Below are 12,328 nucleotides of genomic sequence, written 5' to 3' on the forward strand. Positions count from 1 at the left end.
TTGCCGTCTCAAGGAGTGCGTGGCCGCTCTACAGGCGGACGGAAGGCCTTGCTATTTTAAGTCTTAATTTAATATTATTGAATATAAATATGTCAAAGAAATCCACTTTTGCGTGATTTTTCTTGATAAAATGTTTGAATTATCAATGATTATTCGTAGCTTTACAGCGTCAGTCCCCACCAAGCCTCTCAACGATGCTCAAATGCGTGGGGCTTTTTTGTATATATACGTTTACTCTCAAAATACGCTAATGGAAAGATTGCCACACTTCATGAAACATTATATGTCAGAGACAGATTTAGTGGCTCTGTTAGAAGGTCGTGGACTTATCATTTCTGATGAGACCAAGACGGTGCGTTATTTGGAGAGCATAGGGTACTATCGCCTTTCCGCTTATATGTACCCATTATTGAAAGTTCCAAAGGAATCTCATCAGTATAAAGAAGGTACAACTTTCCAACAAGTGCTGAACCTGTATCGCTTCGACAAAAAGTTGCGCATGCTTCTTCTCAATGAGATTGAGAAAGTAGAGGTAGCTGTTCGTCGTGCCATTATGAATATTCCAGTGCAGATGACAGGGGATATTTATTGGCTGACAAATTCTGTTCACATTGCCAATCAAAGGACTTTTCAAGACACCAAGAACACCATCGACAGAGAATATACGAAATCAACAGAAGAGTTCATCAAGCACTTTAAGAACAGCTATTGTAATCCATATCCTCCAGCATGGATTTTAGGCGAGTTACTGACAATGGGCAACGTGAATATGGTTTACCGTAATCTGAAAGCAGACAAGATACGTAAGCGTATCTCACATTACTTCGGCTTGCAGCCAATCGTTTTGGAATCTTGGATAACATCTTTGACATTGTTGAGAAATGCCTGTTGCCACCATTCGAGAGTCTGGAACAAGGTAAGTTCAATTATGCCTGTTTCTCCAAGAAGAATTGCTCATCCTTGGATTAACCTCCCGACAAACCCTCAAAGAGTTTATTTCACAATCTGCATCATCAAGTATTTTCTTGACATCATATCACCGAACAATGATATGCTTGATAAGATGAATATTCTATTTTCCAATTTTCCGGAGATTAATCTGGCGGCTCTCGGATTTCCAAAAGGATGGGAAAGAGAGCCGCTATGGACACAAACAATATAGTTAATCTTGTCGCAAATCTTTTCCATATTTATCACCAACGGCTGATTGAACCGCCGCCGCCTGAAGCGCCTCCGCCCCAGCTGCCTCCACTGCCGCCCCAACTGCTTCCGGGGGTGGTGTTGCCGAAGATGATGGGGGTGTCGTTGCGTTGGAGACGGTCGGTGGTACGGTTTTTCTTTTCTGTGTAGCCGCAGTTCTTGCAGCGCCAGAGTTCTTCGACCAGTCCTTCGCTGTCGTAGGTTGCACGCCGCAGGACTTGCCGGCCGGCATAGACGAGCGTTTTTTGTCCGCAACGGGGACAGACACGCGGGCGGTGCATGTAGGACGACCGTATGAGGCAGGCTATGAGGGCGGAGAGGATGAAAATGATAAGGAAGATCCCGATTATTTCGAAAAACTCCTCGTCGTCCATCTCCTGCTCGTCACCGATGATGGAGGCCCGTTCGTAGTCGCTTGCCATCAGGTAGTTTTTGACGGCCTCGACGCCTTTCAGCATTCCCGCGCTGTAGTCGCCGGCTTTGAAGTCGGGGAGCATGTAGCGCTGTTGCATGCGGTAGCAGATGGCATCGGGGAGGACGCCTTCGAGCCCGTAGCCTGTCTCGAAGACGACGGAACGCTGCGGAGGGTCTGTCACGAGCTGGATCAGCAGGCCGTTGTCCTTTCCCTTTTTACCCGGTTTCCAGTATTGGAAGAGGTCGGTGGCGAACATGCGGGCATCGTTGTCGCCGATGCTTTTTACCGCGACAACGGCAATCTCGATGCCGAGGCTGTCTTCCACCGTCCGGAGCAGGCTGTTGATGCGTGCCGCATCGTCGGGGCGGATGATCCCGTCGGGGTTGCTGACGTAGTTGTTGCGGTCCGCAAGGCGTACGTTCGGGATTGTCTCGATCGTATAGGAAGGCGAGGCGGCGGCAGACAGCCACAGCGGGAACAGCAGGAGCAGGGCGAGGCGGCAGACACCTGTCAAGCGCATTCTTTCCATCTTGCCCGGTAATTTAGAATTCTACCTTAGGCGCTTTTTCCGCACCCGTTTCGGCAGTGAAATAGGCTTTCGGTTGGAAGCCGAACATGCCGGCGAGTATGTTGGAAGGGAAGCTACGGATATAGGTGTTGTAGGTTTGTGCGACTTCGTTGAAGCGTTTACGTTCGACGGATATCCGGTTTTCCGTTCCTTCCAGTTGGGCCTGCAGTTCGGAGAAGTTCTGGTTGGCTTTCAGGTCCGGATAGCGTTCGAGCACGACCATCAGGCGCGAGAGGGCGCTGCTCAGTTCACCTTGTGCGGCTTGGAATTTCTTCATCGACTCTTCGTTCAGGTTCGAGGGGTCGATGGTGGTCTGTGTCGCCTGTGCACGGGCGCTGACGACACCTTCGAGCGTCTCTTTCTCGTGAGCGGCATAGCCTTTCACGGTGTTGACCAGGTTCGGGATCAGGTCCATACGGCGCTGGTACTGGTTCTCGACTTGGCTCCAGGCTGTCTTGACGTTTTCGTCTTGAGCCACCATCGTGTTATACGTTCCTTTTACCCATGAAAAGAGGGAGATACCGAGGATTGCAACCACCGCAAGGGTGATCCATAGAGCTTTGTGTTTCATCTTTTTAATTCATTTATAGGTTGTGTTGTTGCCAAATCGGGCCAATGCTATGAAAAACAATGCAAAATTAGTAAAAAGAACTGACAATTCTCCATATGCCTCTTGTTAATTCGGCCTGTTGTCATACCTGTTGGGAAAATATAATGGAGGATGTTTGCAATAAAACCGGGGATTTTACGTTATTGTAGAGTAAAAACGATAGCATGTATGTCCTTTCGTCTGATACATATCATCTTTTTGCTGGTCGCTTTCGCAGCCTCCGATGCCGCATGGGGGCAGGAGGAGGGGCTTGCTTCTTATTATCATGACCGTTTCCACGGGCGTAAGGCAGCCAGCGGACGGGTTCATGACGGAGACGAACTGGTGGCGGCTCACCGGAAACATCCTTTCGGCACTTTTCTGCGTGTCACCAATCTGGCCAATATGAAACGGGTGATCGTCTGTGTCACCGATCGCGGCCCTTTCCGCAAAGGCCGTATCATCGATGTCTCTGCCGGTGCGGCCGAACTTTTGGACTTTAAGAAAAAAGGCCTTGCCCGTGTACGCGTCGAGGTCGTTCCGGGAAAGATAGATCTTAGCCTTCTCGACCTTCTCTATCCGCAAATCCCTTTCCTTGAAGTGGACCACCTTCGGGTGAAACCGCCTTACAGGGTCGATAGGGGCAGATAATCTAATGATTTTCTAATTTCATTTAAGAGGATTCTAATCGGATATCCGGGGGGGATTCGTACGCAGGTCCGTACATTTGCCGCAAAAAAAGGAAAAGCAAATGTACAGACCTGTTTTATTGATCCTGTTGATGATCCGTGTGTGGACGGGGGCGGCACAGGAAGGAGTTGTCCGCCTGTCGTTGGACGATGCCCTCGAACGTTTTGCCGCCTGCAATCTGTCTTTGATCGCCGAACGCTATCATGTCGATATGGCAGAGGCGCAAGTGACGCAGGCAAAGTTGTTCGAGAACCCGGTCATTTCGTTCGAACAGAATGTCTACAATCGCAATAACGGCAAGTATTTCGACCTGGGGAAGGAGGGAGAGGCCGTGGTGGAGATCGAACAGCTGATCTATATCGCCGGCCAGCGCAACAAGCGGGTACGCTTGGAAAAGCTCAATAAGGAGATGGCGGTGTATCAGTTTGAAGAGGTGATCCGCACGCTTCGGGGAGAGCTGAAGGAGAAGTTTGTCGATCTTTACTACACCCGCAAATCATTGTCGGTCTATGACCGGGAGATCGGATATCTGTCGACCGTCCTGGATGTTTATAAGGAACAGAATGCGAAAGGGAATGTCTCCCTCTTGGAGAAGTCGCGCATACAGGCTTTGTTGCTTTCGCTGAAACAGGAGAGGAACGGCATATCGAACGAGGCGGTCGCCTTGGAAGGGGATCTGCGTTTGCTTTTGGGGCTGAAGAGGGAGGAGGTTCCGGAACCGCTTTTCGACGAATCGGCCTTGGACCGCATCGAGCTGGAGAAGCTGCCGCTTGCCGAATTGAGTGCACGCATGGCCGGACGTCCCGACCTGAAACAGGCGGAGGCAGGCATACGGGCTTCGGAGGCGGATGTGCGCCTGCAGCGGTCGCTCGCTTTTCCCGAAGTGAGCCTGAAAGGGGCTTATGACAGGGCGGGGAACTTCTGCAACAATTACTTCGCAATAGGGTTGAGCGTTTCTGTCCCCATCTTCAACCGCAATCAGGGAAACATCAAATCGGCACGTCTCTCCGTCCTTCGCAACAACACACTGGCAGAGCAGGCACGCAGGCAGGCGGATAACGAGCTTTTCGCTTGTTACACGAAGCTGGCAAAGGCACTGGAACTTTATCGCTCTTCGGATTATGAACTGGAACGAGACTTCGACCGTATCATCGAAGGTGTGAACGCCGGTTTCCGGAAGCGCAACATCAGCCTGTTGGAGTTTATCGATTATTACGAGGCATATAAGGAAACATGTTTGCAGCTATACGGGATGAAGAGGGATGTGGTGATGGCGGCGGAGGGGTTGAATACTATAGTGGGGGATGCTTTTGGATTGATCCAAAAGTGACCGGAAAAGATCAAGGTCGAACTTGGTTTGCTACTTCGTTCGCTGTCGCGTCTGAGGCTTGCTTCGCTCAAATACAAGATTCTTTTTTGTTGGGTTTTACCCAACTTGTTCTGTTACTTTTGGCTTGACCCAAAAGTAACCAAAAAGTCAAGGCTTAAGCTGACGAGCTACTTCGTTCCCTTCGTTCGCTGTCGCGTCTGAAACTCGCTTCGCTCAAACAGCAGACGCTCCGGGCGCTCACTACGGTCACTGCGCTTAACGCTCGCCAGCTTAGGCCGGGAGCAGAGCCGGAACGGCTCTTTGGGGATTGCCGATAACGGTGGTTTATATTATTTATATGATGCGATATATATGATGCGATATATATGATGCGATATATATGATGCGATATATATGATGTGATATATAATATGCGATATATATAAAACAGTATATATAAAGCAATAGGGGTGTGATCTTTTGCGGGAGGGCAGAGCAGAGCCCTGCCCCTACGGGGTTGGGGATGCAAAAGGGAGATAGAAGATATAAAGGAACAAAGGAAGAGGTGGTGTTGATGTATTATACATAAAGAGGTGGGTGAGGTTGATGATTTTATGTGGAAGGGCGGAATGGTGTTGGTGATTTTTGCGGGAGGGCAGAGCAGAGCCCTGCCCCTACGGGGTTGGGGAATGTAAAAGGGAGGTACAAAGAAATAAAAGGGAGAAACAAGGAAACAAAAAGGGAAATGCAAAAGGGGAAGGAAAAGAAAAAGAAAAAAGAAACAGGCGGTATCGGCAATCATAAGAGAAAGCGGAGCTTTCTGGGAAAGGCCTAAGCGGACGGGCGTAAAGCGGAGGGTGAAGGCGTAGCGTCCGGAGCCTGCGCTGTTTGAGCGAAGCGAGTTTCGCAGGCGACAGCGTAGCCTTCACCCGGAGTAGCCCGTCCGCTTAGGCCTTGATCTTTTGGTTACTTTTGGATCAAGCCAAAAGTAACAGAACAACAGTTGGATGTAACCCAACGAAAAAAAGAAATAGTTGGATGCAACCCAACGAAAAAGAAAAAAACAACCTGTTGGATGCAACCCAACGAAAAAGAAAAGAAAAACAGGCGGTATCGGCAATCATAAGAGAAAGCGGAGCTTTTTAGGAAAGGCCTAAGCGGACGGGCGTAAAGCGGAGGGTGAAGGCGTAGCGTCCGGAGCCTGCGCTGTTTGAGCGAAGCGAGTTTCGCAGGCGACAGCGTAGCCTTCACCCGGAGTAGCCCGTCCGGTTGAGCCTTGATCTTTTGGTTACTTTTGGATCAAGCCAAAAGTAACAGAACAACAGTTGGATGTAATCCAACGAAAAAAGACAACAGTTGGATGCAACCCAACAAATAAGGAATAACAAAAAATTAAATATTATCAATATGAATAAGAAAAATCTTTTTCTACTCATTCTTTTTCCCCTGTTTTTGTCATGCGGCAACCACGCCGTCATGCCCGAAGAAACCAATACAGGGTTGATGTTGACGGACAGTCTCCGGCAGGTAGTCTCGGTCGATACCGTACGGAAAACACCTTTGAGCGACGAGCTGCTGTTGAACGGCCGTGTCACTTTCGATGCAGGGCAGGTGGCCCATGTGTATCCCATCTTCGGAGGGACCGTTACGCAGGTGGAGGTTGAAGCCGGCGATTATGTGAAGAAAGGCGAGCTCCTTGCCGTTATTAGGAGCAGCGAAGTGGCCGATTTCGAGAAACAGCAGAAAGATGCCGCCCATCAGCTCGCTTTGGCCGACCGTAACCTCGATGCGGTTCGGGACATGCTCGAAAGCGGAACAGCCTCCGAGCGTGATCTCTTGCAAGCCGAGCAGGAAGCCGCCAATGCGAAGGCGGAGGTGAAAAGGCTCCGTGAGGTGTATGACATCTACCGGATCGGTTCCAACTCGACTTACGACATAACCTCTCCCGTCTCCGGTTTTGTGGTCGGGAAGAACATCAGCCGGGATATGCAGATCCGCTCCGACCGGGAAGAAGAGCTGTTCACCGTCTCCGGTCTGGACGATGTCTGGGTGATGGCGGATGTGTACGAAAGCGATATCCGTAAGATACGGGAAGGAGCCGGTGTCCGCATCACGACACTCGCCTACGGGAAGGACCGGGAGTTTGCCGGGGCGATCGACAAAGTATATAACCTGCTCGATAGCGAGAGCAAGACGATGAAGGTCCGTATCAAATTGGACAACAAGGATTATATGCTTAAACCGGGAATGTTTACGAACGTGTATGTACAATGCAGGGTAGAAGGACGGCTCATGCCCCGCATACCGTCACATGCCCTGATATTCGAGGGAGGCAAGCAGTATGTCGTGTGTGTCGGTACGGATGGCAGCCTGCGGATGCAGGAAGTCGCCGTCAGCAAGCAGACGGACGAATACTGCTACCTGGAAGCCGGATTGGAAGAAGGAGACGTGGTCGTGAACAAGAATGCCCTGTTGGTCTATAATGCTTTAAAATAAGAAACGAGATGCATACCTTTATAGATAGAATCATCACCTTTTCGCTCAGGAACAAGTTCTTCATCTTTTTCCTGACCGTGATAGCCGTTATCGCCGGGGCGGTCAGTTTCCTTCATACGCCTGTCGACGCTTTTCCCGATGTGACGAACACGAAGGTGACGATCATTACCCAATGGCCGGGACGGAGCGCGGAGGAGATCGAGAAGTTCATCACGATCCCGGTCGAGATAGCCATGAACCCGGTACAGAAGAAGACGGATATCCGGAGTACGACACTGTTCGGGCTGTCGGTCATCCAAGTGATGTTTGACGACGACGTGGACGATTTCTATGCCCGCCAGCAAGTCTATAACCTCTTGAACGATGCGGACCTGCCGGAAGGAGTGACACCGGAGGTGCAACCGTTGTACGGGCCTACGGGAGAGATTTTCCGGTACACGCTGCGCAGCGACAAGCGGACGGTTAGGGAGTTGAAGACTTTCCAGGATTGGGTGATCGAGCGGAAACTGAGAGCAGTTCCCGGAGTGGCGGATATCGTCAGCTTCGGAGGAGAGGTGAAAACCTTCGAGGTGAGCGTGAATCCGAACCGGCTGATCAACTACGGGGTGACGACGCTTGAACTCTATGACGCCATAGCCAAGAGCAATATCAACGTAGGAGGTGACGTGATCACACGGAGCTCGCAGGCGTATGTCGTCCGGGGGATCGGCTTGATCAACGACGTGAAGGAGATCGAGAACATCGTGGTGAAGAACATCAACGGCACGCCCATCCTGGTGAAGAACCTGGCGGACGTGCACGAGTCTTCCTTGCCCCGTCTCGGACAGGTCGGACGGATGGAAGAGGACGACGTGGTGCAGGGGATCATCGTGATGCGGAAAGGGGAGAACCCCGGCGAGGTGATCGCTGCGCTGAAAGACAAGATAGCCGATATACAGCAAAATTCGTTGCCGGAGGATGTGCGGATCGTCCCCTTTTATGACCGGGAAAACTTGGTGGACCTGGCGGTGCATACGGTGACCCACAACCTGATAGAGGGAATCCTGTTGGTGACTTTCATCGTGCTGATATTTATGGCGGACTGGCGTACGACCATCGTCGTGTCGATCATCATCCCGTTGGCACTGCTCTTTGCCTTCATCTGCCTCCGGGTGATGGGGATGAGCGCGAACCTGCTCTCGATGGGGGCGATAGACTTCGGTATCATCATTGACGGGGCGGTCGTGATGGTGGAAGGGCTGTTTGTCGCGCTCGACAGGAAAGCCCGCGAAGTGGGGATGCCCGCCTTCAACGTGATGAGCAAGATGGGGATTATCCGGCATACGGCGAAAGACCGGGCGAAGGCCGTGTTCTTTTCCAAGCTGATCATCATCACGGCGTTGGTCCCGATCTTCTCTTTCCAGAAAGTCGAAGGGAAGATGTTCAGCCCGTTGGCCTATACGTTAGGGTTTGCCTTGTTGGGAGCCTTGATCTTTACGCTGACACTTGTGCCGGTCCTTTCGTCGATGCTGTTGAAGAAGAATGTGAGGGAGAAGCATAACCCGTTCCTGGCCTGGGTGAACCGGATGGCGACGGGACTGTTCGACCGTTGCCATGCCCATAAACGGATGACGATAACCGTTACGACACTGGTGGCGGCAGTCGGGCTCTGGTGCTTCACCTTGTTAGGCACGGAGTTCCTGCCGCAACTGAACGAAGGTTCCATCTATATCCGGGCGACGCTTCCGCAGAGCATCTCGCTGGACGAGTCCGTGGAACTGGCAAACCGGATGAGGCGCACGTTGGCTTCTTATCCCGAAGTCCGCCAGGTCCTGTCGCAGACGGGACGGCCGAACGACGGGACGGATGCGACAGGTTTCTACAACATCGAGTTTCATGTGGACATCTATCCGGAGAAGCAATGGGAGAGCAAGCTGACGAAAGCGGAACTGATCGAGAAGATGCAGGAACGGCTGGGTGTCTATCCGGGAGTGGATTTCAACTTCTCGCAACCGATCAGCGACAACGTGGAGGAGGCGGCAAGCGGTGTGAAAGGCTCTATCGCAGTGAAGGTGTTCGGCAAGGACCTGTACGAGTCGGAACAGAAGGCGGTCGAGGTGTATAAGGTCCTGCAGACGGTCGAAGGGATCGAAGATCTGGGAGTGATCCGCAATATCGGACAGCCCGAACTGAGGATCGAGCTGAACGAATCACGCCTGGCGCGTTACGGCGTGGCGAAGGAGGACGTGCAGTCGATCATCGAGATGGCGATCGGAGGAAAGAGCGCCTCGCTGCTTTACGAGGACGAACGGAAATTCAACATCATGGTACGCTATGAATCCTCTTTCCGCCGCGGCGAGGACGAGATCGGCAAGATTCTGGTCCCTGCACGCGACGGGGCGATGATACCGGTCAAGGAACTGGCGGATATCCGTACGATTACGGGACCGCTGATTATCTACCGCGACAACCATGCCCGCTTCTGCGCCGTCAAGTTCTCCGTCCGCGGACGGGATATGGGGACGGCTGTCGCCGAAGCGCAGCAGAAGGTGAAGAAGCAGGTCCGCCTGCCTGAAGGCTACACCCTGAAATGGACAGGAGATTTCGAGAACCAGCAACGGGCCACGAAGCGGTTGGCGCAGGTCGTGCCGGTCAGTATCGCGATTATCTTTATCATCCTTTTCGTCCTCTTCGGGAATGCCCGCGATGCAGGACTGGTCTTGCTGAATGTGCCGTATGCCGCGGTCGGAGGGATTTTGGCTTTGCTGCTTACCCGTTTCAACTTCTCGATATCGGCAGGTATCGGGTTTATCGCCCTCTTCGGTATCTGCATACAGAACGGAGTGATCATGATATCGGACATCAAGAGCAACCTGAAGGCACGCAGCCCGTTGGAGCAGGCCGTCAAGCAGAGTGTCCGTTCGCGTGTCCGCTCCGTCCTGATGACGGCTTCGATGGCAGCCATCGGCCTGATGCCGGCGGCGCTCAGCCACGGCATCGGTTCGGAGAGCCAGCGGCCGTTGGCGATCGTCATCATCGGCGGACTGATCGGAGCGACCTTCTTCACGCTCTTCGTCTTCCCCCTGATGGTCGAAACCTTTTATCGCCGGATGTTGTACGACAAGAATGGAAAATTGTTGCAACGCAAACTGTAAAGAGATTGGGGATGTAAAAGGATATGTCCTATATTTGTAGTCCGATACGCACAACAAACATACGATGGCAAAGATATTATTAGTAGAAGATGAAATAAACATCGCCTCCTTCATCGAACGAGGCTTGCAGGAGTTCGGCCATGAAGTCCGCGTGGCCAATGACGGGCAAGCCGGCTGGGAGCTGGTCCGCCAGGAGGATTTCCAACTGTTGATACTCGACATCATCATGCCGAAGATGAACGGCCTGCAACTCTGTAAGCAATATCGGCAGGCGTATGGCTACCAGTCGCCCGTCATCATGCTGACCGCCTTGGGGACGACGGACGACATCGTGAACGGGCTGGATGCCGGAGCCGACGACTACCTGGTGAAACCTTTCAGTTTCCAGGAATTGGAAGCCCGCATCAAAGCCCTTTTGCGGCGTACGGGAGCGGAACCGGCCATGCCGCTTCTGAGTTGTGGCGACCTGACGCTCGATCCGTCCGGCCACCGGGCGATCCGTGGCAAGATGGTCATCGACCTGACCGTGAAGGAATACCGCCTGCTCGAATATCTGATTCGGAACCAGGGAACGGCGTTGAGCCGTCTGGAGTTGCTGAAAAACGTCTGGGACAAGAATTTCGATACGAACACGAATGTGGTGGATGTCTATGTCAATTACCTGCGTAGTAAGATCGACAAGGATTTCGACCGTAAGCTGATCCGCACCGTAGTGGGAGTGGGCTATATGATGGAAGCATGAAGACGGGAGACAAGATAGCGCTTTTCTATACGGCTATCACGATCGGCATTATTTCGATGGTGACAGTCGTTTTCTATTTTGTGGCGACCGACTATATCAACCGCCTCTACTATTCCTATCTGACGGAAAAAGCATACGCGACGGCACAGAAGCACTGGGAAAAGGATGAGCTGAACGAAGAGGATTACGCCCGTATCCAGCAGCATTATGAGGAGACGTTGCCTGTCGCAGCGGAAATATTGCTGAATGCCGACAGCATCGCGGAGACGCGTGCAACCTTGTCCCGCTACCTGACCGACGAGAAGATCACTTCCTTGTATGCCGGCAATGTAGTCCGTTTCCAGGAAGGGAAAGAATTGGGAGCGGCTGTCTACTATCCGGACAACGAGGGTAATTTCATCGTGCTGGTGGTGTCGAGCAACCAGTACGGCGGAGATATCCAGCAACGGATCGGCTGGCTGCTGTTGGGGATGCTGGTGGTCAGTTCCGTCCTGGTCTATTTCGTCGGCCGTTTGTATGCGACGCGCATGGTCGACCGCATTGATGCGGCTTACCGGAGTGAGAAGTCTTTTATCAGCAATGCGTCCCATGAACTGAACAACCCGCTTACGGCCATCCAGGGAGAATGCGAGATCAGCTTGTTGAAGGAACGTACGCCGGCGGAATACCAGGCTGCTTTGGGGCGTATCGCCTCCGAGACGAAACGCATCATCCTGCTGATGAAGAACCTGCTCTTTCTCTCTCATGGAGATAAGGAGATTCTGAAGAATGCACGTGAGACGGTTTTGCTGGCCGACTTCCTGATGCAGTTCGTCGGCAACCGCGTTCGTTTTACGACCGACCACTTCGCTTTTGCCATCGAAGCGAATCCGTATCTGCTGAAGATCGCTATCGGCAACATCCTGAACAACGCTTGCAAATATTCGGGAGAGGCACCCGTCGAAATGCGGCTGAGAGGCGCTGTCCTGACCATAACGGACACGGGAATCGGCATCCCGGAGGAAGAAATCGCCCGCGTATACCAACCCTTCTACCGTGCTTCCAACACGCGCGAGTTTGCCGGACATGGCATCGGGCTCAGTCTTTCCATGCGTATCCTGAGAAGCTACGGGGCCCGAATCACAATTACGTCCGAAGTCGGAAAAGGCACAACGGTAGAGATCGAATTTCCGTAAGTTTTAGGCT

At 52.1% G+C, this 12,328-nt stretch carries 9 protein-coding genes; 7 read left to right on the forward strand and 2 right to left on the reverse strand.

Going from position 1 to position 12,328, the window contains the following annotated elements; all coding sequences use genetic code 11:
* Positions 1 to 250: 250 nt before the first annotated feature.
* Positions 251 to 1,162, forward strand: coding sequence for an Abi family protein (locus BQ9893_RS02315; RefSeq protein ID WP_075965366.1), 912 nt, complete (start codon positions 251 to 253; stop codon positions 1,160 to 1,162).
* A 31-nt stretch (positions 1,163 to 1,193) separates the two neighbouring features.
* Here BQ9893_RS02315 and BQ9893_RS02320 read toward each other — a convergent pair whose 3' ends face one another.
* A complete protein-coding gene (locus tag BQ9893_RS02320; protein WP_075964562.1) occupies positions 1,194 to 2,144 on the reverse strand; it encodes a TPM domain-containing protein in 951 nt (316 codons plus the stop codon).
* 13 nt (positions 2,145 to 2,157) lie between these two features.
* Positions 2,158 to 2,754: a LemA family protein gene (locus tag BQ9893_RS02325; RefSeq protein WP_075964563.1), complete on the reverse strand. Its 597-nt coding sequence runs from the start codon at positions 2,752 to 2,754 to the stop codon at positions 2,158 to 2,160.
* Between the two features lie 207 nt (positions 2,755 to 2,961).
* Between BQ9893_RS02325 and BQ9893_RS02330 the strand changes: the two genes are divergently transcribed.
* From BQ9893_RS02330 to BQ9893_RS02365, 6 genes are all read left to right on the forward strand, one after another.
* A complete protein-coding gene (locus BQ9893_RS02330; RefSeq protein ID WP_075964564.1) occupies positions 2,962 to 3,423 on the forward strand; it encodes a septal ring lytic transglycosylase RlpA family protein in 462 nt (153 codons plus the stop codon).
* A gap of 100 nt (positions 3,424 to 3,523) precedes the next feature.
* Complete coding sequence (locus BQ9893_RS02335) at positions 3,524 to 4,792, forward strand: TolC family protein (protein ID WP_075964565.1); 1,269 nt, start codon at positions 3,524 to 3,526, stop codon at positions 4,790 to 4,792.
* A gap of 1,386 nt (positions 4,793 to 6,178) precedes the next feature.
* Entirely contained in the window at positions 6,179 to 7,267 is a 1,089-nt protein-coding gene (locus tag BQ9893_RS02350; protein WP_075964567.1) for an efflux RND transporter periplasmic adaptor subunit, read from the forward strand.
* Between the two features lie 8 nt (positions 7,268 to 7,275).
* Complete coding sequence (locus tag BQ9893_RS02355) at positions 7,276 to 10,401, forward strand: efflux RND transporter permease subunit (RefSeq protein WP_075964568.1); 3,126 nt, start codon at positions 7,276 to 7,278, stop codon at positions 10,399 to 10,401.
* Positions 10,402 to 10,465: 64 nt separating this feature from the next.
* Entirely contained in the window at positions 10,466 to 11,143 is a 678-nt protein-coding gene (locus tag BQ9893_RS02360) for a response regulator transcription factor (RefSeq protein WP_075964569.1), read from the forward strand.
* The gene (locus BQ9893_RS02365) at positions 11,140 to 12,318 is read left to right on the forward strand and encodes a sensor histidine kinase (protein ID WP_075964570.1); all 1,179 of its coding nucleotides are present in this window, start codon (positions 11,140 to 11,142) and stop codon (positions 12,316 to 12,318) included. Before BQ9893_RS02360 ends, BQ9893_RS02365 begins: the two co-directional genes overlap by 4 nt.
* Positions 12,319 to 12,328 lie beyond the last annotated feature (10 nt).

The organism is Parabacteroides massiliensis (genome assembly GCF_900155425.1).
Classification (GTDB): Bacteria; Bacteroidota; Bacteroidia; order Bacteroidales; family Tannerellaceae; genus Parabacteroides; species Parabacteroides massiliensis.